This is a genomic window from Streptomyces sp. NPDC046876, from assembly GCF_040645035.1.
Classification (GTDB): Bacteria; Actinomycetota; Actinomycetes; order Streptomycetales; family Streptomycetaceae; genus Streptomyces.
Genome location: NZ_JBEYXK010000073.1, coordinates 1 through 24,885 on the forward strand (window position 1 = coordinate 1; position 24,885 = coordinate 24,885).

Consider the following 24,885-nt stretch of genomic DNA (forward strand, 5'->3'; position numbering starts at 1 on the left):
GCGGTGTGCCGCGGGCCACAGGCGGGCCCCGTCGGCCGCTGCGGCGGGGCCGCGTCGATTAAGGTGACCGGGTGAAGATCGCCCTCATGGACTCCAGCCTGACAGGCTTGTACGCGATCTTGGACGCCTTCACGTGCGCCTCCGTCGGTGACGCAGGAGCAGGAAGAAGGCCAGCGCCGCGGCGGCGGCCACCAGCGGGATGCGGTTGGCCCGTGCCATGGTCGAGGCCGCCTCGGCCTTCTCGCGGACCGGTTCCGGGGCCCTGGCAGCTGCGAGGTGGCCGGCGTGGGTCACGCTGTCGCGGACCTGCGCAGCGGCGTGGGCCGCTTTGTCCAGGACCGGGTCCGGGGTCTTCTCCTTGATCATCTCAGCTGCCTGGGCTGCCGTGTGCCGGACCTGGTCGGCGGCCAGGGCTGCCTTCTCGGCGGCCTGCTCCTTGATCGCGGCCGCCTTCTCCTTGGCCTGGGTCTTGACGTCGGCCTTGGCCGCGAGAGCTTCCACGGTCTGGCCGAGCTCGTCGCGGGTGTGCTCGACCTGCTCGCGGAGCTCGTCGGGCGTCGGTGCGCCTGCGGGTTCGTCTGCCTGGGGCTGGTGGCTCATCGGTGGGTCTTCTCCTTGATCTCGGCCACGTCGGCCTTGATGCTGTCGATGGTCTTCTCGGGTGCGCGGCTGCCGGCCTGGGCGACCTGCTTCTTGCCCGCCAGGGCCAGCACTGCGGCCCCGGCCGCCAGCAGAACGCCGATGATCAGGGCCGCCGCCCACACCGGCAGGACCAGCCACAGGGCCGCGATCGCGGCGGCGACCAGAGCTTGGGCGGCCAGGACACCGACGAGGCCGGCGCCGCCGAACAGGCCGCCGCCCACGCCGTAGCGCTTGCCTTTCTGGGTCATCTCCGCACGGGCCAGCTGCATCTCCTCCCGGACCAGTTCCGAGATCTGCTGCGACGCCCGGGTGACGAGCTCGCCTACAGACTCGTCGCTGCCATGGCCAGGACGGCTTCCAACGGCACTCATTGACTCTTCACCTTCCTCCGCCTGCCAGGGGTTGCCCCCTTCGGGGCGCGCCTACCCGGCAACCCGCCGGTCACCCACCAGGCACGCATGGTCATCGCCAGCAGCGGACCAGAATGCGGGGCGCCGCACGGGCCAGGGCGGCGGCCGCGCCGCCGATCACAGCCCCGGCCACCACGTCGGAGGAGTGGTGGGCGCCGCTGTGACCCGCTCGACGGCGACCAGCACCGTCGGGACCGCGCACGCGGCCCGGCCCACGGCCAGGAAAGGGCGACGGCCGCGGTGAACGCGACGGTTGCGGCGGTGTGCCCGGAGGGAAAGGAGGAGCTGTCCGGCCGGTCCGCCACATCGCCGTGCGGAATCCCTTGCGGGTGGTCGGCGTCTGTCGACGAGGTGCTTGGCGAACCCGTCCGACAGCAGCTCGGCCATGGCCATCGCCAGCACCCCGGCGGCTGCGGCCCTGCGGCCCCGCCAGCCCCCTTTGGCCGCCATCACCAAGGCGGCGGGGCGGCCCACCACAGCTTGGTGTGCTTGGCCGCCTCCTCGACCGCGGGCAGCAGCCGGCGCGCCGCCGACGAGTGCCAGGCCACGATGCGCCGCGTCAGCCGGTGGTCATGGCCTTGGAGCCACGCCGGCACCCTCATGCCCTACCTCTCCCCGCACGCCGACGGCCGCTCACTCCAAGCCGCGGCGGTCCTCATCACTCCACGCCCGGTGTCCCGCGGTTCCACGTGCGGCTCCTCGTCCGCAGGCAGCCCGCCGGCGATCGCGCGCTGGCGGACCATCTCGGCGTCGAACTCCAGACCCAGCAGGACCGCAAGGTTGGTGATCCACAGCCACACCAGGAAGACGATCACGCCCGCCAGCGTGCCGTACGTCTTGTTGTACGAGCCGAAGTTCGCGACGTAGAACGCGAACCCGGCCGAGGTGAGCATCCAGATCACCAGTGCCAGAAAGCTGCCCGGGGTCACCCACTTGAAGCCGCGGCCCCTGGCGTTCGGCGCGGCCCAATACAGCAGCGCGATCATGATTGTGACCAGGAGCAGCAGGAGGGGCCACTTCGCGATCGACCACACCGTCATCGCGGTGGCGCCCACGCCCAAGGCCGTGCCCCCCTGCCGGCCGGACCGCCGGTGAACACCACGATCAGCGCACTGACGACCGCCAGGGCCATCAGCACCACCGTCAGCCCAAGGCGCAGCGGCAGGACCTTCCACACCGGCCGACCCTCGGGCATGTCATAGACGGCGTTCGAGGCACGGATGAACGCAGCGACGTACCCGGAGGCCGACCAGATCGCCACAGCCAGACCCAAGATCGCCAGCAGCGATCCGACGCCGGCGTTGCCCTGTAACTGCTGGACGGCGTTGTTGATCACATCGCGGGCTGCGCCAGGGGCGAGCTTTTGCAGGTTGTCCAGGACCTGCCGGGTGGCCGACTCGCCAGCGATGCCCAGCAGCGACACCAGGACCAGCAGGGCGGGAAGAGGGCCAGGATCCCGTAGTAGGTCAGCGCTGCTGCCCGGTCGGCCAGCTCGTCGTCCTTGAACTCCTTCAGCGTCCCGCGCAGCACCGCCTTCCACGACCGTGCGGGCAACTCAGAGACGTCCGGGTCTGGGACCACGCCCACGTGCCGCGCCCGGCGCAGGGTCGCGACCGTCGTGTGCAGCCGCTTCGCGAATGAGCCTCGTCGTATACCGGGCTGCAACTGAGCCTCGAACCGGCGCATCGACCGGGGGCGACCGAGCAGGCCTGAAAGCCCGACCGACGCGGTATCGTCACCAGTTTCGGGAACCGGCGCGGGATCAGTCCGGTGAACGGGACTGTCCAAGACGGCTACGACGCCGTGATCACACCAGCGACACCAAGATCATTCCACTGTGGCCGCTCCTTCCAGGCGGCCAGGGAGAGTGCCCGAAGCGAAGGCGAGGATGTCGTCGACCGCTTCGCGCAAGGTGCCGAAGTGGCGATGCACACCGTCCACCGCTGTGGAGGTGTTGACGCCCCACACCGTCATCCCGGCACGCAGCCCAGCCTGCACCCCGGAAGGGGCGTCCTCGATGACCAGGCAGTCCTCCGGTCGCGCACCGAGTCGCGCGGCTGCCTGCAGATACGGCACCGGCGACGGCTTGCCCTCTTCCACGGCGGCCGCGTCCACCACGACCTCCGGGACCGGCAAGCCGGTCCGTGCGAAACGGCCACGTACCCGGTGCTCATAGTTCGACGTCACCAGCGCCCAGGTCCCAGGCCGCAGAGCACTGAGCAGTTCCGAGCCGCCGTCGAAAGCCCCATAGGCGCCGGTGCGGACGTCCTCGTCCTCCAACTCGTGCAGTGCGGCGAGGCACTCTTGAGGGTCCTGGTCCGGAGCGAGCTCCGCGAAGGTCTCCATCGGCCGGGTTCGCAGTGCCACCCGGTAGACCTCGTCGGGGTCCAGGCCGTATCGCTCTGCCCACGTTCGCCAGACCGCGCGCTGATTGTCCAGGGCATCGATCAACGTGCCATCGACATCGAACAGGACATACCTCATGGCGCCGGACGGGCGGGGTTCACTGATCACGTGCCGATCATGCCATCAGGCCCTGAACAGGCAGTTTGCGGGACAGTCCTTACTGATCTTTTCGTAAGTTCGGTGGGTGTAGTGGTTGTGGGTGGGAGGCTGGCCGGGTGGCCTATCAACCTTCGCCTTCTACGGCTGGTGCCTCCCTTCCTCCGTTGCCGCGGCCTCAGTTGGCGGAGGCGCGTCGTGTTCGGGCGGTCGAGTTGTTCGAGGACGGTGTCTCGAATGCGGAGATCGCGCGGGCGGTGGGTGTGTGCGCGGAGAGCGTGCGGCGATGGCGGCGGGCGCGGGAGGAAGGTGGTGCTTCGGCCTTGCGTCGGCGTGCGGCCACCGGTCGCCCGCCCAAGCTGGACGGCGCCCAGGTCGAGACCGTCCGGGCCGCGTTGGAGCGGGGTGCCCAGGCCCATGGTTTCGAGGCCGACCTGTGGACGCTGGAGCGAGTTGGCGCCGTCGTTGAGCGGGTGACAGGAGTGGTGCTGTCGAGGGCGTCGGTGTGGCGGTTGCTGACCGGCCGACTCGGTTGGAGTCTGCAGCGGCCCGAGCGGCGGGCGGTCGAGAGGGACGAGTCGGAGATCGCCCGGTGGATCGCGCACGAGTGGCCGCGCATCAAAAAGGGGCCGTGAACACACGTGCCTGGATCGTGTTCCTCGACGAGTCAGGCGTCTCCCTGCTGCCTCAGATCCGCCGCACATACGCACGTCGTCTGGCTCGGCGCGGGCTCCGCCCGGCGGTTCCTTCTGGGCCTGCCCGTCGCGGCGGGCGCCGGCGGCGTGCTGATGGGCCCGGCAGATTGTGGAGTCGACGTTGATCTCCCACGTGATCAACCCCGCGGCATCCGACCGGGCTTGCAGTCTGGTCAGAAGGTCGGGCCAGATGCCGTCACGCTGCCATCGGCGGAAGAGTCTGTAGACCGTCTGCCACGGCCCGTACTCCGATGGCAGATCCCGCCACGGAGCACCGGTCCGCACTCGCCACCGGATGCCGTCGATCAGCTTCCGCCGACCCAGCGACCGCCTGCCCAACACCGCCACGGGCAGCAACGGTTCCAGTACCGCCCACTGCTCGTCAGAAAGATCCCCTCGCCCCACCCCGAGATCATCACGGCACAGGACGAGGGAACGAGCCCACTTCTAAAACACGGCCTAGCCGCCCCACCAAACCGTGTACGCCTACTTCGCCCGATGGCAACGCGACGGTGTATTCAAGCAGCTCAAACGCCTCTTGCGCCGCCTGGTCCGCACCCGCGAAGGCCGCGCTCCGGAGCCGACGGCCTGCATCATCGACTCCCAGAGCATCAAGACCTCCACCAACGCCCCCGCCGCCACCCAAGGCGTGGACGCCGGAAAGAAGATCGCCGGCCGGAAGCGGACCATCGTCACCGACACGATCGGACTCCTGCTGACCGTCCTGGTTACCGCGGCCAGCGTCCAGGACAGCACCGCAGGCCAACACCTGCTGACCGCGATCGCCGCCGAGCACCCCACCGTGCGCAAGACCTGGGCCGACATGGGCTACAAGACCGCCGTCATCGAGCACGGGTCTACCCTCGGCATCGACCTCGAGATCGTCCGACGCGACCCCACGACCAGCGTCCAGCCCCGCCGCTGGGTCGTCGAGCGAACCTTCGGCTGGCTCATGCACCACCGCCGCCTCGCCCGGGACTACGAAACCCTCTCCACCCGATCCGAAGCCGTCGTCCACATCGCCATGACCGACCTCATGGCCCGCCGCCTCACCGGCGAGAGCACCATCTCCTGGCGCGACCCGAAGAAAGCCACTAACCAACCATCTTAGGATGAAACATCGGACGAAAACGACCAAGGCCGCGAAGTTAGGCGGGATCTACCCACGTCAAGCGGCTTGGTGGGATTGCTGGTTGTGCGGGTAAGGGCAATGGAGTCTCTGGTAGGAGGGGTGATCCGCCAAGATCAGTCCATACCTCCGAGGTCCCATTGCGCCGTCAGTCCGCCACCAACTTGCTCACGCGTACGCCGTCGGTCTCCCAGAGTGTCTTCGCTCCAGGGCACCTGGGTGAACTGACCAAGTACGTCCCCGTCGAACTCGTCGACGCAGTGCTCGAAGAGACCGGATCCGTCCAACGGCGCTTACGGGCATTAGAGTCTCGCGTGGGCGTCTACTTCCTGCTCACGCTCGGTATGTTCCCGCACCTGGGCTACGCCAAGGTCTGGAGCAAGCTGGTCGCCGGCCTGGACGAAGTGCAGGTGCCGTCTCCGTCGGAGAAGGCTCTGCGTGACCTTCGGCGCCGCATCGGGTCGGCACCGCTGAAGGCGCGCTGTTCAAAGTCGTCGCCGGCCCCTTGGCCCAGCCGACGACCACGGGCGTCCGCTACCGGTGCTGGCGCACGGTCGCCTTCGACGGCTGCAGCTCGATCAAGGTGCCGGATGCTGAGCGCAACCAATGCTGGCTGGGCAAGCCCCCGCAACCGGCACGGCCTGACCGGCTACCCGCTCGTGCGCCTGATGACACTGGTCGAGACCGGCACACGTGGACTGCTCGGGGCCGCGTTCGGCCCCAGAGACTGCGGCGAGAACTACTACACGCGCCGTCTGCTCCACCTGCTCCGCCCCGACCAGCTCGTCCTGGCCGACCGCGGCTTCGACGGCGCCAAACTCCTCGCGCAGATCGCCGGAACAGGCGCCCAGTTCCTGGTCCGCCTCGCCTCCCACCGCCGCCTGCCCACCCACGACCGACAGTCCGACGGCTCCTATCTGGCACGACTCCAAGGCATCCGGGTCCGCGTCATCGAGGCCGATGTCACGATCACCCTGGCCGACGGCAGCACCCTGCACGAGGGCTACAGACTCCTGACCACGCTGCTCGACCCCACCCTCGACCCCGCCGAAACCCTGATCGGCCTCTACCACGAACGCTGGGAGATCGAATCCGCCTACTACGCGCTGCGCCACACTCTGATGCAAGGACGCGTCCTACGCTCCGGTGACCCGTTCGGCATCGCGCAAGAGATCTGGGCACTACTGACCCTCTACCAACTCCTGCGCGCCGCCATGACCGACGCCGTGGAGACTCAGCCGGGCACCGACCCAGACCGGGCCAGCTTCACCGTCGCCCTCGAAGCCGCCCGTGACCAGCTCGTCCGGGCCAGCAACATCGACACCGGCGATGACCTGCTCGGCACCATCGGCCGCACCATCCTGACCCACCTGCTGCCAGACCGAAGAGCGCGTATCAGCGCCCGCAAGGTCAAATGCCCGCTCTCGCACTACGCCTACGCCGCCCCGGAGAAGCACAGGCCCCCGTCCAGCGTCCGCATCCACTCGTTCACGATCCGTATCCACCACGAGCACCCGACGACCCCTCCATTCGTCTCCCGCCGGCACCCACTCCCCGTCAGCGGCCCCGCGCCGGCACCGCAGCCCGGCATGATCGACCGCGCACTCGCTGTCCTTCGCGCCCACCCGGGCCGCCTCTGGAACCCCAAGGAACTTGCCCGCGCCGCCGACGCAGACAACGTCCAGAGCTTCTGCGTCCTGCTCGCCAGATGGGCCCGCCAAGGTCTACTCGCCAAGCCCCAACGAGGGATCTACACACTGCTCGACGATGCTGCCGAGCCGCTGCCTCGTCCTCCACAGACACCCCCGCTGCCCGATATCGAACCCGGGTTCTCCCGCTTCGAGGCGACCATGACCGTCCTACGTTCCGCCCCTGCCTACGCCTGGGCACCACGCGAGCTCGCGCCCGCACTGGGGATCACGAACCTCGCGAGCTTCTCAGCGCAGGTCGCCATGTGGGCCAGAACGGGAAGGATCCGCAAAAGCAGACACGGCGTATACACCCTGCTCACAGGCCCTGCCGACCCGACCACGCTCTCGGAATCGACACCGTTGACAAACCCCGATACCGCCTAACTTCGCGGCCTTGCGAAAACGACCTCTTAGGGGGAAAGGCGATTTGCCCCATGGGCCACTGGTCCATTGGAAGGAGCGAGCAGGTTATCGGAGAGCCTCGCGGGCAGCCAATGGACGTGATCGCCGGACAGCGGGCTTGGCACCGGGAGGGCATCGGCCGGTGGCTCGGCGCCCAGCCGGGACTTCCGCCAGCTCAACGAGAACAGCAGCGCCGACGCACCGAACTCGGAGCGAAGCCAGCACGGACCGTACGGGCCCGTAAGACGGCCACGCGCCAGTGCGGCGCCGTGTCCGGGCGGGGCGCGGAAGCCTTCCACAACGCGCAGTACCTCGTCCGGGAAGGCGGCGGGCTCCCCGGACGGGCACCCGTCGAACAGCTCCCGGACCCGAACACCGCACCGGGGTATGAATACGCCAGCCGCGACCGGCTCGACGCCGACCAGCTCTCGCCGCCTCGGGGTGGACTGGGCAACCCTGTTGATCACGGGGTACTGCAGGTCCAGCCGCCCCATGCCGTCCCGCTCGACGTGCCCCACTGGCGAGCGCGGGTGACTGCCTGGCCGACATGCCCACCGTCGGGGGACGTGCGCGTAGCCTGCTTTCAGGGTGCGACGGTCCGCGGTGGCTGCCTACGGTCGATGTATGACCACCACGTTCGAGGAGGCACCAAAGTGCTGACAGAAGCGTTGGCGATGCTCGCTACCGCAGGTGGCACAGCTGTGGTGCAGGCAGCAGGCAAAGACATCTGGGACGGATTCCGGGAGCAACTGGCCCGCTGGTTCGGCCGCGGAGACGCTGAACGCGAACAGGCCGAATTGGAGCGCCTGGACCAGACCGCACAAGCCCTCGAAGCAGCGCGGGGCGCAGAGGCGCAACGCGTCCGCCGCCGTCAGGAGGAGCTCTGGCAGGCCCGCATCGAGAGCCTGCTAGAGAGCCTCGACGGCGTAGAGCGTGAGCAGGCTGGCCACGCGTTGGGGTCGTTGCTTGCCCAGGCTGCTCCCCGTGGCACCCGGGTATCGGCCGGGCCGGGCGGCGTCGCGACAGGCGAAAACATGACGATCACTGCAAACGGGGGATCGATTGCCGCGGGGACGATCCATGGTGGAGCGCAGATCGGCGCTCCCTCTCCGCCGGATCCGTCCCTCAGTGAACGGGCTGGCCCAACGGACCCTCCGGTGCCGGATCCGCCCCAGGGCTGACCGGACCGGCGCCCCCAAGCCCACTGTCCGCCGCGCAACCGCCACCCGGTGATAGGGGGTCCCACGTCGGTCCGTGGATCCAGGCCTCCGGTGGTAGCGTCGCTGCGTACCGAATCGACCACGTTACGTACGCGCGGCGCCCGGTGTCCTGGCCGCACCAGGTCGGCGTCCTGCCCAGGCAGGCCCACTCCTTTCAGGACCGGTCCGCCGGCCTCGCACTGACCGCTTCCCTCGCCAGCGAAGGCACGGCCGGGTCATGTCACGTGCTGACGGGAATGGGCGGTGTCGGCAAGACTCAGCTGGCCGCCCACTACGCCCGAGGTGTCATGCAGGCCGGCGAAAGCGACCTGCTGGTATGGGTCACAGCCACCACCCGCTCGGCCGTCATCGACACTTATGCCCAGGCCGCTGCCGACATCCTCGATGCCTCGGCCACCGATCCCGAAGCCGCCGCGACGGCCTTTCTGGCCTGGCTGGAACCGAAGACCCTCACCAGACCGTCCTCCGGCGTCGCCACCGAGCAGGGCAGGCCCGACAACCCGAGATGGCTCGTCGTACTCGACGACGTCGCTGATCCCGCCGATCTACGTGGCCTGTGGCCCCCGAACAGCCCCCACGGCCACACCGTCGTCACCTCCCGCCGCCGCGACCTGATGCAAGCACGCCCCGACAGCCGGCCACTCTCGATCGAACTGTTCACCCCCGACGAGGCCGTCGCCTACCTCACCGCAGTGCTGGCCGCCCACGCCCGCACCGAGCCTGCCGATCAGCTCGCGGGCTTGGCTGCCGACATCGGATACTTGCCACTGGTCCTGTCCCAGGCAGCCGCCTATCTCGTCGATGCCGGTCTCGGCTGCGCCGCTTACCGGACGCTGCTGGCCGACCGGTCCACCGCTCTCACCGAAATCCTGCCGGAAACAGCGGCCCTGCCCGACGACCAGACCACGCAGGCAGTCGCCACCTGGTCACTGTCGATCGACCGGGCTAACCTCACGCGTCCGGCCGGGCTGGCCCAGCCGATGCTCCAGCTGGCCTCCATGCTCGACCCCAACGGCATCCCCTCCACACTCCTGACAGGGGAGCCCGCCCTCGATCACCTCACCGCACGGCGAACCCACTGCCCTTCCCCAGAAGCAGCCACAGCGGTTGTGACACCGAAGACGCTACGACGACTCAGGAAGAAGGCCCGACCGGAAGCGACGGAAACCAAAGCGACGGCTGACGAGGCACTCGGCGCACTGAAAGCGCTGCACCGCTTGAGTCTGATCGAGCTCGCTCCCGAAACCGAACCCCCGATGGTCCATGTCCACCAGATCATCCAGCGCACCGTCCGCGACATTCTGCCCCGCGAACAGTACGAGCAACTGGCCCGCACCGCCGCCGACAGTCTGATGGCCGTCTGGCCCGGCGTGGAACACGAGGTCCGCCTCGAGCAGACCCTGCGTGCTAACGCCAACTCCCTCACCAGCCACTCCGGCGATGCCCTGTGGCAACGCCGCCACCCCCATCCCGTCATCCAGCGCGTCGCCGACAGCCTCCGCAGTGCCGGCCAACCCACCGCCGCCATGACCCACTACCAGCACCTCGCGGACAGCGCCGTCGAGCACTACGGCAAATACGACCTCCACGCACTCAGCGCACGCCACGCCCATGCCCTGTGCCAGGGCGAGGCAGGCGACGCAATCGGCGCGATCGCCGAACTGGGCGCAGTGTTGCAAGACTTCCACAGGGTGTTGGAGCCCTTCCATCCCGCTGTCCTTGCGGCAGAGGGGGACCTAGCGCAGTGGTGGGGCGAGGGGGGAGATGCAGCTGAGGCTGTTTCCGCGCTCGAGAACGTGCTGCCCAATCAAGTCGGGGTGCTCGGCCCTCACCACCCCGATACCCTCATCTCCTGGGCGCGCCTGGCCCACTGGCGAGGTATGGCGGGGGACGCATCCTATGCCGCCGGCACATTCATGGAGGTGCTGGCCAATCAGATGCGAGTGCTGCCTGCAGACCATTCCGACACCCTCGTCACCCGACAGAAACTCGCCACATGGTGCGGGCGGGTAGGCGACGCGGCAGGCTCCGCCACCGCTTTGGAAGGCATACTGAGCGACTGCCTCCGGGTGCTGGGTGCGGAGCATCCAACCACTCTCAGAACCCGGCAGGCCCTGGCCCGCTGTCGGGGCGAAGCAGGCGACGCGGCCAAAGCCGCCACCGCGTTCGAGTCACTCGTCGACGACTGCTCCCGCGCGCTGGGACCCGACAGCCCCGACACCCTCACGGCCCGGCAAAACCTCGCCTACTGGCGCGCCGCGGTCGGGGACAGGGCCGGAGCCACAACCGCATTCGAGGCACTCGTAAAAGACTGCCACCGAGCCCTGGGCCCGGAGAGCCCCCGCATACTCACAGCCCGACACAACCCCGCCTTGAATACCTTCCTGGAGGTGCTGGCCAATCAGATGAGGGGGCTGCCTGCAGACCATCCCGACACTCTCGCCACCCGGCGAAAGCTCGCCGCATGGTGGGGTCGGGCAGGCGACGCAGCCGGCGCCGCGACCGCCTTGGAAGGCGTCCTGAGCGACTGCCTCCAGGTGCTGGGGCAGGACCATCCCACCACCCTCAAAACCCGGCAGTCCCTGGCCCGCTGTCGGGGTAAAACGGGAGATGCAGCCGGAGCCGCCACCGCGTTCGAAACACTCGTCAACGACTGCTCCCGCGCACTGGGACCCGACAGCCCGGACACCCTCACGGCCCGTGAGAACCTCGCCTACTGGCGCGCCGCGGCTGGAGACAGAGCCGCAGCCACAACCGCATGCGAGGCACTCGTAAAAAGCTGCCAGCGAGCCCTGGGCCCGGACAGCCCCCGCACACTCAAAGCCCGACACGACCTCGCCCTCTGCCATGGCAAGGCAGGCGACGCGGCGGGCGCGGCCACCGCGTTGCACGTGCTACTGGCGGACTGTGCACATACACTGGGCCGATATCATCCCAAAACTCTTAAAATCCGACAGAGCTACATTAACTGGGACAGACGCGCATCAGGGGGCGCTCCCATCGCACCGACCCAGCCATGGCGCATGCCGGATCCGCAAGGCCTCCACGCCCTCGCCACGCGGGCCACCGCCGCCTACTGGAACCGGGTCACAGGGAACGCGGCAGGGGCCGTCACCGTGCTCGAGGAGCTACTGGAGGACCAACGGCAGCTTGAGGAGCTACTGGAGGACCAACGGCAGCGGGGTGCACATCACTACACCCTTGCCACCCGGGGAAGCTTGGCCCACTGGCGCGGTGTGGCGGGGGACGCGGCAGGCGCGGCCGTCGACTTCGGGGAGCTGCTGGGGGAGAGCATCAGCCGGCTCGGCCCGGGCCACCCTCACAGCGTCGGGACCCGCGCGTGTCATGCCTACTGGCTTGACGTGGCGGCGAAAGAGCCGGACGATCTCGCGCATGCCTATGCCCAGCAACTGGAGTGGCGCCTCCGCAGACTGGGCCCGAACCACCCCCGTACCCTCGCCAGCCGCGCAAATCTTGCCTACTGGCGGGGCATGGCCGGGGACACTGCAGGCGCGGTGGCCGCATTCGAGGAACTGCTGGACGAACAACTGCAGGTACTGGGCCCTGACCACCCCGATACCGCCATCACCCAGCAGCACATCGACTACTGGCGCGCACACCCCGCTGGCCCATCATTGCAGTGAGCCTCCGCCAACTTGAAGTCGCTGCTCAAAGGGCTGGTGTGACCGGTTCTCGGGATGCTCGTGCTGGTCGTGGGCGGGAGTCCGCGGAGAAGATCGTCTGTCAGCATGGTTGGGCCGAAGAGAAAGGCGATGCAGCGGCGTCGGCGGATGCGCGAGCCTTCTGTCCCCAGACGCCGACCGAGAAGACTCTGATGACCCGCGATGATGCCCTCAAACAGCTCCGCCACATCGCGCGTGAGCGGGCATTCGGTAGGCATGTCGGGTCCGATCGGCTCATCCAGGCGGGGCTCGACGCCCTCAATGCCGAGGTGGAGAGTCCCTCCCTCGCCATGCTGGCCGGCCTCCTTCGGAGCGAGGAACCCGAAGCGCCAGCGCTCTTTGACCAGGTGCTGGAGGAGCTGCGACTTCTCTTCCATTCGCCCGCCGACCCTCGGGCCGCAAAGTGGGCGATGGCCTACTGGATCGCCGGTCAGACAGCCGACGGAACCCTGAATCCCGCCACCGGCACCCGCCTCATCTGGGCAGACGTCGCCTACGACCTCGGCTACCCCGAAGAGCTGCAGTCCCTCGTCTCGTGTCATTTCAACCTGGACGATTGGGAGGAAAACTGGGAAGTCTCCTTCGAGGAGCTCAACAGGGAAGCGGTCGAGGCGCCGAAGCAGTTCCTTCGCAGGAGGCCGGCAGCAGAAGCGGGGAGTTGACCGTCTTGTTCTTGCTCGCTGCGGTTCGGCCGCCTCCTACGATTCTGTGCACGCTGGATCCCGAACTGCTGGAAGGGATCACTACGCGCCGTGCGGAACTGGACGAACTCGAAGAACGGCTGGCCAAACAGCTGGAAGCGGTGCGGGCTGAGCGGGACGAGCTCGCCGTCGCCGAACGGGTGGGTAGGGCCGCGGTGGTGAACTGGCGCCACGCCACCCCGACCTCCCGATCCCGGTGGCGGGTACGGACGTGCACCCGCAGTTCGACTGCGGCGCGGTGGTCGCTTGGCTGCTGGCCCACGACAGGATCGAAGTACCCACGGGCCCGACGGTCGCGTACCTGACGCTAGCCGGGGCCGACGGGGCCGCACACCGGTTCCGCCTCGATGACCCGCATCTCGTCCTGGCCGACGACGCAGCCGGGGAGGACTGCTTGTCCGGCTGGGCTGCCGACGAGGACGCCGACGCGCTCGCCGCCCTGGCGGCCGTTTACCGACGCCACCAACACGTTCTCTATCGACCAGAACAGCAGCTCATCCAGCTGCGGCCGCACTCCGTTCACGGGGCAGGACTGTCGGCCCCAGTCGGCCCGGCCGGGACGATGTTCGGGCGGCCTCGGGAGCCATCGCGCGTTGAGCGGCCGTCACGCTGCGTACGTGATCACAAGAAGTGCACCAGAGCCTGAGTTCCAGGAACGGATGTTGCCCACTGGCAGGAATACCGGTTTCTGCCGGGTTCCGATGTTCTTCAGCTGTGAGAACGTCGGGGTGCTTGCTTTCGTGCGGGCGGTGTGCAGGGAGAGGGTTCTACGGCCGCAGCGTGACGCCGGCCTCGCGGAGCAGGGCGGCGAGGTCGTCGGGGATCGGCATGGGGGGGTGAGTCCGGCCCGGGTGCGGCCGGTGTTGCCGTCCGGGTATCAGCACTGCGACAACCTGCGCACCGCAGCCGCACTGCTCCTGCGGCGCGGGCTTCGCGGTCGCGTCAGGGCGGGCGACCTGATGGCCGACAGGACTTCGCAGGCACAGTTTCACCAGGGCAACCAGCGCGTGCACCGCGCTCACGGCGGCCGGGACATGCCCGAGCCACTCCAAGGACGGCGTCATGTTCAGTGGTTCTCCAACTACCTCGCGGGACACGGTCGGCGTGAACGCGTCCTCGCCCCGCAGACGAAACCCAGGGCGCACTTCTCCCCCCACAGCCCCCCGATTCACCCAAGTGAGTGAATGCAGGGCCCAGCCCGTGCTCCGGCGTACACGGACACGCCCGACACGCGCCACGCGGCCGGGTCTGTCAATCGAACGGTGTAACGATTGTGGTTGGGGTTACTGGCGGGCTGCGGAGAGCCGGCCGTCGAGGGGTGATGTCGAAGGCGTTCAGCGCGGTCTTCCAGCGCATGGTCCAGCGGGCCTACACAGGCGTTCGGCGCAGTGGCGGTACGTCACTGCTGCCCGACGCAGGCCCCCCGAGTCGAACCCCAGGTCAAAATGCTCCATATGGCCGACGTCCTCGCCGAAGCCGGGAGAGACTCCGCCCATGAGGTCCACGCCCGACGGCCCTGATGCCCGGTACGCCCACCTCGCGCATCGTGGCTGCCGCTCACGAACGGCGGCCGCGTACCGCGCACCACCTCCGCAACGGCCTTGAGAACCGTGGCGCGGTCGCGTGAGGCGGTCCCCTTCAGGGCGTCCGTCACGATCGCCACGGCCGTGGCGGCCGCAACCAGCATGCCGGCCACGGGCACCAGGGCCCAGGCAGTGAGAGAGACGTGGTCGAGGAGTACCTACGCGGCGGTGGCCGCGCCGTGGTGGTCTTCGACGGGCTCGACGAGCTGTTCGACCCACGGCTGCGCGAGGAAGTCACTGGCGAAATCGCCGGGTTCGCGGAGCGCTATCCGAGCGCCCGTGTCGTGGTGACCTCCCGGGTGATCGAGTTCCAGCGGGGGGTGCTCGAACGCGAGGGCTTCCAGGCTTACACGCTGCAGGACTTCGACCGGGAACAGATCGACGCGTTCGTGACCGGCTGGTACCGGTCGGCCCTCCCGGCGGACGAGGCCGAGGCGGCCCGGCTGCGGGAGCGGCTGCTGGCGGCCATCGACGACTCGCCGGCAGCGGGTGAACTGGCCGGCAATCCGCTGATGCTCACCATGCTGGCCCTCCGCGGTGAGCACCGGGACCTGCCGCGGGACCGGCGCGGGGTGTACGAGCACACCGTGAGCGCGTTCATCGCGCAGTGGGATCCGAGCCGGTACTCGCACGACGAGCGGTTGGCCGAGGACGTGGGCCACCTACGTGAGCGTGACCGGCTGGAGCTGCTGGGCCGCGTGGCCCGTCGGATGCAGGACGGGGACGGGAGCGGGGACGGAGACGGGGATGGGAACGGGGCCGGGGCGGCCGGGAGCCTGCTGCGCGAAGAAGAGCTGGTGGCGGCGATCGACGGCTTCCTGCGCAGCAGGTTCCCACCCGAACGCTCGATGGCGCTCGCCCGCACGATGCTCGACGAGTTCCGCGCGCGGACCGGCATCCTCAGCCACTTCGGAGCGCGCATGTACGGCTTCCCCCACCGCGCGCTCCTCGACTACCTCGCCGCGGCGGACATCCTGCACCGGCTCACCGGCGAGCGCAGCCTGACCGCGGACGCCCTCGTCCACCAGGTGTACGGCGAGCAGTGGGCCGACCCCGCCCGGCACGAAACCCTCATCCTCGTCGCGGGAATGGTCGAACCGCACCTCGCCGGCCGGATCGTCGACCACCTCCTCGCCGCGGACCCGCTGTGGTTCGTCCGGCGGCCCGGGACGTCATCGGACGAGACGCCGCACCACATCGTGCTCGCCGCCCGCTGCCTCGGCGAGGTGCGCGACCCCGACCTGCTGCCCGCGCAGTGTTCCGCCGTCGTCAACGCGGTGATCGCGCTGATCGAGTACATGGTCACGGAACGGGCGTTCCCCGGTTCCCCGGTCACCCGCGCCGTCGTGGAGACGTTGCCGCCCGTGCTCTGCCGGCTCGGCGCACGCAACTCCGGCATCCGTGAGCGCTACCACGACTGGTACCTGGCGCGGGGCCAGTTCCTGAACGTCATGAGGGAGGGGTCGGACTTCGCCTGGTTCGAGGTGCCGCCGGCCGCACGGGTCGGCGCCGCGCTCCTGCGCGACGACGGCGGGTTCCGCGACGGCCTGGTCGGTCAGGCCGTCTTCGGCTCCACGCCCGCCGACAGGGAGGAGGCGCTGCTCGCCCTCATCCAGGAATGGCCCCACGACGCCCAGGTCGCCGGACTGCTCCGCGAGTTCGCCGAGAAGGACCCCGACGCGAACGTCAGGTACGGCTCGATGCGGCTGTTCGCGATGATGCGCCCGTCGGATCCGGCGGATCCATCGGACCAGTCCGCCGCGGACTGGCTGCGGACGTGCCTCACCGACGACGACCCGCACCTGCGGCGGGGCGCGCTCGCCGCGCTCGCCGAGGTCCGGCGGGGCGATCCCGAGACGTTCGCCGCGTTGCGCGAACGCGCCACTGCCGACCGGGACCACCGGGTCCGCCTCGCTGCGGTGAGATGCCTCGCGGCCGACTGGCCGGGCGACCCGGATGCCGCAGACGTCGTACGCGGGTGCGCCGCCGACGATCCGGACCTGCACCTGCGGACCTCCGTGTTCGACGTCCTCGTCGAGGGCTGGCCCGACGATCCCGAGACGGCGGCACTGCTGCGTTCGATCGCCGCCGACCCGGACGGCGAGAGCTGGGTACGGGAGAACGCGGAGTGGGCACTCGCCCGCACCGAGACCTGGACCGACCGTCCCGACTCGGCCTGGTCCGCGTACGCGTCCTCCGAGGAGAGTCCGCGATACGCCGCGCTGAAACCCCTCGTCGACCGGCGCGACGACCCGAAGACCCCGATGCTGCTGCGCGAACGGGCCGAAACGCACCCCGACGGCAAGGTCCGGGAGGCCGCGGTGCGGGCGCTGGCCACGGGATGGCCCGCCGATCCGCGCACGCTGCCGTGGCTGTGCGGGCTCGCCGCCTCCGACGCGAGCGAGCGGGTGCGTGAGGCCGCGCTGTGGGCCGTCTACTCCCTGTGGCCCGACCATCACGACGCCAGGGCGTTGCTGCGCACGGTCGCCGGCGGCGTGGGCGACGCGCAGGCCCCCGTGCGGTGGCCGTCCTCGCGCTCGCCGCCGGATGGCGCGGCGACCCGGAGACCAGGTCGCTGCTCGTCGACCTCGCTGGGGACGGCGATGCCACGTACGTACGGGCGACGGCGGTGCGGACGCTCGGAGCCGGCTGGCGCGACGCCCCGGGCACCGTCGCGCTGTTGCACGACAGGGCCGAGCACGACCCGGAACACTGCGTCCGTACGGCCGCCGTCCAGGCCCTCGTCATGCACCGGCGCACCCCGGACACCGCCGTCCTGCTGCGCCGGCTCGCCACCGACGACCCGTACGCCCACCTGCGCGCGCACGCCGTCCACCACCTGGCGGCCGGCTGGCGCGACGACCCGGAAACGGGGGCGCTGCTCCGGCGGATCGTCGCCGGCCCGGCCGACGACATCAGCCGAATCGCGGCGATCCGGGCCCTGGCGGGCGGCTGGCGCGACGACCCGGCCACCGAGGCGCTGCTGCGCGAGCGGGCCGCCGACGAGTCCTTTTGGGGACTGCAACGGGTCGCCGTCGAGTCACTCGCCGAACGGTGGCCGTACGACCCGGAGATCCAGGCGCTCGCCGCCCGCCTCGCCGACGACTAGTAGCAGCCGGGACCCGAAGGCCCGTCCGCCCCCTCCTGGGGGTGGAGTGCTCGTGGCGAGAGCACCGGGAGCGGTGAGCAGGACCGCGCTGACGTCGAGAGCGAACGGGGTTGACCGTCTGGTCAAGGGACCGCTTCCTGAGCGGGTTGATGGCGCAGCGGAAGAGGCCGTAATGATGCGTCAGTTCGATGAGGGGGCAGGGTATGTAAGGGCTTGAAGATCGTCAATGAAAGAGAAAAGGGTTCAGATGAGGATAGGAACGACGGGGATCGGTGCTGTTGGACTGCTGGCGCTGCTGTTGGCTGCAGGAGCGGGTAGCGCGTTAGCGGCCCCGGTCGAGGACCCGCCCCGGCCGCTGCCCAGCAGTGCGGAGCTGCCCGTCCGACCGGGGGAGCGGGTCGTCGTGACGACCGAGGCCATGAGGTCCGGGGACGCGTTCAGCGACGTCCGGGTGACGTCGCTGGCTTTCGCCGCCGACGGCACATTCCGGAGGGACGACTTCCTCCTCAAGGCGGTGGCTACGGTCGCCTGCACCACCGAGCCGGGTTCCTACGAGGTACGGTTCGGCTCGCCCCTCGGCGACGAGAACGCCTCCAAGATCGACCGGTTGTGGGGCAGGATACGGGTCGAGCCGGCCGATGTGGCGGAGCGGGCGGAGTGCGCGCGGCAGGTGACCGCGCGGCCGCCGGAGTCCATGGAGGAGCGCTACCCCGCAGATACGCAGTGGCCGGCGTCGCCCTGGGACGTGCGTTCGGTGCCGGCCGGCGGGGAACTCAGTGCCGAGGACGGACTGGAGATGGGCAACGACGGCATGGTCGAGCTGTCGTCCCCGGGGTTCACGCGGCCGGTGGTGATGCACGGAGCCAGGCATGTGAGCGCCAGGGTCCGGATCCGGTGCGACGCCCAACCCGGCCTCTACGTCGTGCACTGGAAAGAGAAGGGCAAACCCGCCAAGGAGTGGGCCCGATACCGGGTGACCGCAGCCGCACCGGGCTGCCAGGACCCGGCCGTCGTATCCGGAGCGAGCACGGTCCGGCAGGCGGCTCCCCGGCTGCTCGGCGGCGCCGCGGCCCTGGGTGCGGCAGGAGCTGCCGGCCACGTCCTCTTCCGGCGTCGGCGCAAGACGTCCCACTGATGTCAGGTGCGATGTGCCGGTTTGGTGTCAGTGGGGGTTTTCCCGGTCGTGGGGTGTGCAGGTGGGGGAGCGGTACGCATTGCCAGGGATCGCGCGGGTTCAGATGCGCGACGCGGCGGTGGGCCGGCTGCCGGAGTTACGGGCGGCGGGCCGGCTTACGGCAGGCCCCGTACTACTGGGGTATCGGCCGACAGCCATCAGGGGGCCTCTGTTGCAGCCCGTGTTGCACTGCCTTCCGGTGCCAGGAGGCAAGACGAAGGCCCGGGTCACGACGTCCCGGGCCTCCACTTCGCTGACCTCCCAGCTCAACGACGGGGAAGGTGGCCTGTCATGCCCAGTCGATGCCGAGTTTTGCGAGGGCGGCGTGCTGGTCAGCGGTGAGCTTGTCGCGCCGGCTCTTGGTGTTGGAGACCCATACGCCGAGCTTCACGATCACCGGCTCCGTCTCGCCCTCGACCGTGATTTCCTCGCCGTGTGCGCGGGGCACCGGCCGGTCCGCGCCCTCCCGCTCCACCCACTGCGTGAGCGCCGCCAGGCCCCGTTGGAACGCCTGCTGGGCCTTGCTGGGCCCCCTTCGCCCCGCGGCTGGCCGCGGGGGCGGGAGCGGGCGCTTGGTCGGGCTGCACGCCCAGTGCGGTAAGCCGTTCCTGTTGCTCGGGCAGCAGGCGCGCCCAGGTGGTCGGTTGCTTCTGCTGCTGGAGCCACCGTCCGATGTCGTCGCCGTCCCACAGCACGCCGGGTGCGATGTCGGGCAGCTGTCCGTCGGCGTCGACCAGGTCGGCCAGGACGCGGTAGTGCCGCTGCCAGTCCGGCGCAGCCCTCATCAGGTCCGCTGACGCCTTGGCCGAGTCTAACCTGACCACGGTGCTCAACGCATGGGGTGTCCGGCCCGGCGTTTTTGTCTATCCCTGGGACAGTGACGATCCCAGGTAAGCGGAGATCAGTTCAGGGAAGCGGTCAGCTCACGCAGACGCGCAGCGGGGGTTGCCCAGTCGAGGGTCCTGCGAGGCCGGCTGTTCAGCTCGGCCGCAACCGCGTTGAGGCTTTCGTGCGGGCGGCGTGCAGGGAGCGGGTTCTACGGCCGCAGCGTGACGCCGGCCTCGCGGAGCAGGGCGGCGAGGTCGTCGGGGATTGGCTTGCCGGTGGGTCGCGGTGCGTCACGCCGGCGACCACATCCACATCGCGACCTCGCCCGAGCCGACGGCCGCCAGCCGAGGCTGCGCGGGGACATCCTCGCGATGCACGCCGCCGCCCGCGCCTTAGAGGCCCGCTGGGGGCTCACTGCGATGTCGCGGCAGGACCGCGTAGGGCGGTGCGTCGGCCGCTGACTGGGGAGCTGGCGGCCGACCGGCGCGGCCTGCTGGAGAGCGACCGCCAGACGTTGCAGCGCACCGTGCGCATCGCGCTCGCATCGGCATCCCGGCCGGCGCTGCGGACGGCCAGGTCGCGCGCTCGGAGTCGGCCGTGGCCGCGCAGCCGCAGCAGGCGGTGTTGCCCAGGACCTCCGGACGGGGCCGAGGGACGGTCACCCCCGCGGCCGACAGTTTCGACCGAAGAGCCTCTTGGCGCTGCCGGGCGGTGAGGAGAAGTCTCGTGCGCAAGTACCTGCAACCGGCTGGACAGGGGAGATCGCCATGGATTTAGAGTTCGTCGGGATAGACCCCGACACCCAGGGCAACGGCTCGCCCACCGTCTGGGTGGACGCGGACAATCAGGAGATCGTGGTCCAGGGGTGGAAGGCTGACGAGATGATGTCGGCCGTGATCAGTGAGACCGCGTGGGTGCCGGGCCACGAGGCCGGCATCCCCGAGCACGAGGCGGTCGTGCGGATCCCGCTCCGCATGGTGCCGGTCCTCAGGGAGGCGTGTGATGTCGCAGAACGACGTGCCGGAATTCGATGAGCTGCTGAGGACCGCACAGCACTCCGCCGTGCACCTGGAAATGCGCGACGTCTACGGGGTCGGTGACGAGACCGCGGACTTCGATCAGTTCCGGCGCACGGGGATCCACCCCGACGCGGACCCCGCGACGGCGGACTGGGGCGGCTGGGTGCCGCTGGTGAAGGAGACCGTCGCCCGCGGCGTCGTGATGCGCCGGGCCCGCATCGTCTCCGAGCCCGTCACCGACTACATCCGGTTCGAGCACGCCGGGACCGTCGTGAACCTGGCGGCCGGGGAACTGGTCCGCTGGCTGCCGCGCCGGCTGGCCTCCGACATCGCGCTGCCCGGGAACGACTTCTGGATCTTCGACAGCAAGGTGGTGCAGTTCAACCACTTCACGGGCGCCGGTGACTGGGCCTCCCCGAAGTACTCCATGTCGGAAGATCCTGACGTGGTCAAGCTCTGCGTATCCGCCTTCGACGCGGTGTGGGAGCGCGGCATCCCGCACGAGCAGTACACCGTCTGAGCCCCGACACCGAGCAGACAGCCCATGGCCACCTCTCCCTCCTCCAGCGCCCAGGCCGCACGCGAGGCCGTAGCCGCGCGCCTGCGGGAGCTGATGCTGGACGCCGGGATCGACGGCAAGGGGCTGTCCGCCCGGTGCGGGTGGAACCCGGTCCCGCGTGCTGACCGGCAAGGCCGCACCGTCGGAGAACGACATCCGCCTGTGGTGCACCGCCTGCAACGCCGACGACCAGGCCGCCGACCTCATCGCCACATCCCGCGCCATCGAGTCGATGTACCAGGAATGGCGCCGGCTCCAGCGCACCGGCATGCGCAAGTTCCAGGAGCACGTCTACGCCCTCAACGAGAAGGCCTCCCGCCAGCGCGTCTACGTCTCCAACGTCGTGCCGGGCTTCTTCCAGACACCCGCGTACGCCACCGCCCTGATGCGCTCCATCACCCGCTTCCAGAACACCCCTAACGACGTGGCCGAGGCGGTGACCGCCAGGATCGCCCGCAGCCGATTCCTGTACGAGGGCGGCCACCGCTTCGCCGTGGTCATCGAGGAGGGCGTACTCCGCACCGGTTCGGCACCGCCGAGGAGATGGCCGGCCAGCTCCGCCACCTCCTCACGGTCATGCCCCTGGCATCCGTCTCCCTCGGCATCATCCCCTTCGGGGCCGAGCGCACCGTCTGGCCGCTGGAGGCGTTCTACCTCTTCGACGACGAGCACGTGGTGGTCGAGACGCTCACCGCCGAGATCAACGTGCACCAGCCCCGCGAACTCGCCGACTACGCCCGCGCCTTCGCCGAGCTGTCGTCCATGGCTGTCTACGGCGACGAGGCCCGCGCCCTCATCACGGCGGCGATCGACGCCCTCGGGTGAAATTGCGCAATCAGCCGCAATCGCGTTGAGGCGCCGGAGCCTCCCGTCGTTGACTGGTCCCCGCACCCGGAGCACTCCACCGGCTCCGGGTTCCCCAGCAGCGGGCCGCGGCCCTCACCCCTATGTCGCCGCGGCTCGCTGCATCCCTTCGCCGGAGAGGAGCAAGGCCATGACCTCCCTGCCACGCCAGAAGCCCGGAGCCAGCGGACGCACCCTCGCCATACAGGAGCCGAGCCCCGGGGCTCCGAGCCGGGCCTTACAGGTCCGTGCAGCCGGCGACTGGGAGAAAGTCGTGCGCCGCGCCGACATCAAAGGGGGGTGACGATGTCTCCCCCCGGCCGTGAGCGGCAGCGCCAGGCGGCGCCCGGCTGGGTCACCGAGGGGACCGCGATCACGGACCCCCTCGAAGACCGCAAAGGCATCGTCCAGTTCGTCGGCGAGTGGGGGACCCCGCCACCCGCGTGGTGACGTCCAACGCGGTCTTCGCCCGGCCCGTCGGCGGCGGCAAGGAGTGGATCATTAAGGACCCCTCCAGCCTCGAACGCGGCTGAACCCCCCAGACTCCCGCCCCGCCTTTCTACAGCCCCGGGGCGGGCTGCTCCACCCCTGCACCACTCGAACGCGATCGAGAGGAGCACGACATGACCGAGATGCTGACCAGGCCCGCCGACACCACGGGCGCCGGCCAGTACCGCAACCCCCGCGACTTCGTGAAGCCCGAGGTCTGGGACCGCGAGGTCACGCTGCTGATGCGCGACTACCCCTTCGACGAGGTGATGGCGACCCGGCTGTTCCACGCCGCGGTCTCCTACCTGATCACCGCGATGGAGAAGTGGGACGAGCCGGTCCCGCTGGAGATGTGCTGCGGCCGGATCGTGGACATCGCCGTGCACGTGTTCATCCTCGACACCAAGAACTACCGGGAGTTCTGCGCCGAGCACTTCGGCGGCCGGTTCCTGGAGCACATCCCCGAGATCGCGTTCAAGTACGACGGCTCCGTGGAGCGCACCGCGCAGATCATCCACGACAACGGGTTCGAGGTCGACTGGAAGCTGTGGGAGGCCGACTACGCCAAGTGCGGCCCCTGCCACCCCGGCTCCAAATGCCACTGACCCCGTAGGGCCGTAGGCCCGCTCACGCCCGGAGGTGCCCCGTGCGCCTCCGGGCTCGTTTTATGCCTATATGTGTGAGTTTTCGTCTTCCGCCCCCGCCCCGGGACTCCCACCGGTAGCGTCTCGCGCACCGGAACCGAGAACCTCCCGAGGAGCCTCATGTCCAGCGCCCCCACCACCCCCGCCGAGTACTGGGACAAGTACCGCCCCCACCGCGGCGACGTGCCCCAGCAGCGCCCGGCGGCCGACCGCTTCGACTGGACCGGTCTGCCCGGCACCGGCCCCGGCGCCGAGATCCTCGGCACCGCAAAGACCGCGCTGGACCTGGGGCCGGCAGAGGGTGAGAACGCCGCCTTCCTCGCCCGCTCCGGCGTCGAGGTGACCGCCGTGGACTTCTCCCCGATCCAGGTCGACCGCGCCCGCGAGTTCTGGCACGACATCCCGAACCTGGAGTTCGTCCACGCCGAAGCCTGCGCCTTCCTCGACCAGGATGTGCGGCTGTGGGACGTCGTCTACTCGACGTGGGGCGCTGTCTGGTTCACCGACCCCGACGAGCTGTTCCCCCGCATCGCCCGCCACCTCGCCCCCGGCGGCATCTTCGCCTTCTCCCACCGCGAGCCCGTCGTGGGCCAGTACGGCGCCCAGAGGATGGGCGGCAAGTGGCTCGAAGGCCGCGAGACCGAACTGACCGTGCTCCGCTGGCAGCACACCCCAGAGCAGTGGACCGACCTCCTCAAGCGCCACGGCTTCACCGACGTCCAGGCCGACGTCATCCCCAGCCCCGACGCCGCGCCCGGCACCCTGCTGGTCACCGCCAAGGCGGCAGCATGAGCGAGACGTCCTGGGAGAAGTTCGGGCTGTTCCCCGCCGCCGAGAAACCCTGGGAGCGCTTCTACTGGACCCAGTACTCCGACCACGGACCGGGCATGGAACTCCTCCACACCGGCCCCGGAACCCGCGTCCTCGACCTCGGCGCCGGCAAGGGCGACAACCTCGCCCAGGTGGCCTCCACAGGCTCCGCAGCCGTCGGCGTGGACCTTTCCGCCACCCAGATCGACACCGCCCGGGAGCGGTTCGGCGGGCAGCTCGAACTCCACTGCACCAAGGCCGAGGACTACCTGACGGGCCGCGAGGCGGAATTCGACTCGGTGTACTCCGTCTTCGGCGCGGTCTGGTTCACCGACCCCGCCGTCCTGCTGCCGCTCGTACGCCAGGCCCTCAAGCCCGGGGGCCGATTCGTCTTCTCCCACCTGCCGCCGTCCGGCGAGTGCCCCGGCCCCCACGAGTACGACATGTACGGCCCCGGCGACGAGCTGCTCACCATCACCCGCTGGTGCTACCGGCACTACCGCTGGGCGGAGATGCTGCTGGACGCCGGATTCACCGCCGCCACCGGGCAGCGCCTGCCCTGCCCGAAGGAAAAGAAGACAATCGGCACACTGCTCGCGGAGGCCACCGCGTGACCGAGTGAACCTGGTGCCTGGCTGCGCAAGATCAAAAGCGCCCCCCCTTTTCTGACGGTTGGCAAAGGGGGCGCCCACTGCCGTGGCCCAGGGGAGCGTCTTCACTTTCCCCTCCCGGCACACCATGGTGGCCACCGC

18 protein-coding genes and 7 pseudogenes are annotated in these 24,885 nt (G+C 69.6%); 17 read left to right on the forward strand and 8 right to left on the reverse strand.

What is annotated here, in order from left to right; genetic code table 11:
- Positions 1-129: 129 nt before the first annotated feature.
- From ABZ924_RS28360 to ABZ924_RS28380, 5 genes and pseudogenes are all read right to left on the reverse strand, one after another.
- The gene (locus tag ABZ924_RS28360; protein ID WP_361915651.1) at positions 130-600 is read right to left on the reverse strand and encodes a DUF3618 domain-containing protein; all 471 of its coding nucleotides are present in this window, start codon (positions 598-600) and stop codon (positions 130-132) included.
- Positions 597-1,013, reverse strand: a complete 417-nt coding sequence (locus tag ABZ924_RS28365) for a phage holin family protein (protein ID WP_361915653.1) — start codon at positions 1,011-1,013, stop codon at positions 597-599. The genes ABZ924_RS28360 and ABZ924_RS28365 overlap by 4 nt, the downstream gene beginning before the upstream one ends.
- Positions 1,014-1,501: 488 nt before the next feature.
- Positions 1,502-1,654, reverse strand: coding sequence for a hypothetical protein (locus ABZ924_RS28370; RefSeq protein WP_361915656.1), 153 nt, complete (start codon positions 1,652-1,654; stop codon positions 1,502-1,504).
- 31 nt (positions 1,655-1,685) lie between these two features.
- A pseudogene (locus ABZ924_RS28375) lies at positions 1,686-2,657 on the reverse strand (YihY/virulence factor BrkB family protein).
- Between the two features lie 222 nt (positions 2,658-2,879).
- On the reverse strand, positions 2,880-3,566 hold the full coding sequence (locus ABZ924_RS28380; RefSeq protein WP_361915658.1) for an HAD-IA family hydrolase: 687 nt from the start codon (positions 3,564-3,566) through the stop codon (positions 2,880-2,882).
- A gap of 107 nt (positions 3,567-3,673) precedes the next feature.
- Between ABZ924_RS28380 and ABZ924_RS28385 the strand changes: the two are divergent.
- Positions 3,674-3,868: pseudogene (locus ABZ924_RS28385) on the forward strand (helix-turn-helix domain-containing protein); the annotation flags it as partial.
- 9 nt (positions 3,869-3,877) lie between these two features.
- On the forward strand, positions 3,878-4,189 hold the full coding sequence (locus ABZ924_RS28390; protein ID WP_361915710.1) for a winged helix-turn-helix domain-containing protein: 312 nt from the start codon (positions 3,878-3,880) through the stop codon (positions 4,187-4,189).
- A gap of 123 nt (positions 4,190-4,312) precedes the next feature.
- On the opposite strand, the pseudogene ABZ924_RS28395 reads toward ABZ924_RS28390, so the two are convergent.
- Positions 4,313-4,654: pseudogene (locus ABZ924_RS28395) on the reverse strand (IS5 family transposase); the annotation flags it as partial.
- Between the two features lie 58 nt (positions 4,655-4,712).
- On the opposite strand from ABZ924_RS28395, the pseudogene ABZ924_RS28400 reads away from it, so the two are divergent.
- The 5 genes and pseudogenes from ABZ924_RS28400 to ABZ924_RS28420 all read left to right on the forward strand — a co-directional run.
- Positions 4,713-5,360 (forward strand): annotated as a pseudogene (locus ABZ924_RS28400) (IS5 family transposase); the annotation flags it as partial.
- Between the two features lie 182 nt (positions 5,361-5,542).
- The gene (locus ABZ924_RS28405; protein WP_361915661.1) at positions 5,543-7,453 is read left to right on the forward strand and encodes an IS4 family transposase; all 1,911 of its coding nucleotides are present in this window, start codon (positions 5,543-5,545) and stop codon (positions 7,451-7,453) included.
- Positions 7,454-8,124: 671 nt separating this feature from the next.
- Entirely contained in the window at positions 8,125-8,652 is a 528-nt protein-coding gene (locus ABZ924_RS28410) for a hypothetical protein (RefSeq protein WP_361915664.1), read from the forward strand.
- Between the two features lie 143 nt (positions 8,653-8,795).
- Positions 8,796-12,335 carry a tetratricopeptide repeat protein gene (locus ABZ924_RS28415; RefSeq protein ID WP_361915667.1) on the forward strand — a complete coding sequence of 1,180 codons (3,540 nt, stop codon included), beginning with the start codon at positions 8,796-8,798 and terminating at the stop codon, positions 12,333-12,335.
- A 191-nt stretch (positions 12,336-12,526) separates the two neighbouring features.
- A complete protein-coding gene (locus tag ABZ924_RS28420; RefSeq protein ID WP_361915670.1) occupies positions 12,527-13,036 on the forward strand; it encodes a hypothetical protein in 510 nt (169 codons plus the stop codon).
- A gap of 346 nt (positions 13,037-13,382) precedes the next feature.
- Here ABZ924_RS28420 and ABZ924_RS28425 read toward each other — a convergent pair whose 3' ends face one another.
- The gene (locus ABZ924_RS28425; RefSeq protein WP_361915672.1) at positions 13,383-13,598 is read right to left on the reverse strand and encodes a hypothetical protein; all 216 of its coding nucleotides are present in this window, start codon (positions 13,596-13,598) and stop codon (positions 13,383-13,385) included.
- Between the two features lie 2,511 nt (positions 13,599-16,109).
- Here ABZ924_RS28425 and ABZ924_RS28430 point away from each other — a divergent pair.
- The 3 genes and pseudogenes from ABZ924_RS28430 to ABZ924_RS28440 all read left to right on the forward strand — a co-directional run.
- Positions 16,110-17,078: pseudogene (locus tag ABZ924_RS28430) on the forward strand (HEAT repeat domain-containing protein); the annotation flags it as partial.
- 101 nt (positions 17,079-17,179) lie between these two features.
- Entirely contained in the window at positions 17,180-17,767 is a 588-nt protein-coding gene (locus ABZ924_RS28435) for a HEAT repeat domain-containing protein (protein ID WP_361915713.1), read from the forward strand.
- A 247-nt stretch (positions 17,768-18,014) separates the two neighbouring features.
- Positions 18,015-18,902: a hypothetical protein gene (locus ABZ924_RS28440; protein ID WP_361915675.1), complete on the forward strand. Its 888-nt coding sequence runs from the start codon at positions 18,015-18,017 to the stop codon at positions 18,900-18,902.
- A 328-nt stretch (positions 18,903-19,230) separates the two neighbouring features.
- Here ABZ924_RS28440 and ABZ924_RS28445 read toward each other — a convergent pair.
- Positions 19,231-19,711, reverse strand: a pseudogene (locus ABZ924_RS28445) (helicase associated domain-containing protein); the annotation flags it as partial.
- An 825-nt stretch (positions 19,712-20,536) separates the two neighbouring features.
- Here ABZ924_RS28445 and ABZ924_RS28450 point away from each other — a divergent pair.
- The 7 genes and pseudogenes from ABZ924_RS28450 to ABZ924_RS28480 all read left to right on the forward strand — a co-directional run bounded on the left by ABZ924_RS28450 (position 20,537) and on the right by ABZ924_RS28480 (position 24,747).
- A complete protein-coding gene (locus ABZ924_RS28450; protein ID WP_361915678.1) occupies positions 20,537-20,803 on the forward strand; it encodes a hypothetical protein in 267 nt (88 codons plus the stop codon).
- Positions 20,772-21,308 (forward strand): DUF6879 family protein, encoded by a 537-nt coding sequence (locus tag ABZ924_RS28455; protein WP_361915680.1) that lies wholly within the window; start codon positions 20,772-20,774, stop codon positions 21,306-21,308. The genes ABZ924_RS28450 and ABZ924_RS28455 overlap by 32 nt, the downstream gene beginning before the upstream one ends.
- A gap of 24 nt (positions 21,309-21,332) precedes the next feature.
- Positions 21,333-22,172, forward strand: a pseudogene (locus ABZ924_RS28460) (DUF5753 domain-containing protein).
- 318 nt (positions 22,173-22,490) lie between these two features.
- Entirely contained in the window at positions 22,491-22,640 is a 150-nt protein-coding gene (locus ABZ924_RS28465; protein WP_361915682.1) for a hypothetical protein, read from the forward strand.
- Between the two features lie 173 nt (positions 22,641-22,813).
- Complete coding sequence (locus tag ABZ924_RS28470) at positions 22,814-23,284, forward strand: hypothetical protein (protein WP_361915684.1); 471 nt, start codon at positions 22,814-22,816, stop codon at positions 23,282-23,284.
- 159 nt (positions 23,285-23,443) lie between these two features.
- Positions 23,444-24,115, forward strand: a complete 672-nt coding sequence (locus ABZ924_RS28475) for a class I SAM-dependent methyltransferase (RefSeq protein WP_361915687.1) — start codon at positions 23,444-23,446, stop codon at positions 24,113-24,115.
- A complete protein-coding gene (locus tag ABZ924_RS28480) occupies positions 24,112-24,747 on the forward strand; it encodes a class I SAM-dependent methyltransferase (protein ID WP_361915689.1) in 636 nt (211 codons plus the stop codon). Before ABZ924_RS28475 ends, ABZ924_RS28480 begins: the two co-directional genes overlap by 4 nt.
- Positions 24,748-24,885: the final 138 nt, after the last annotated feature.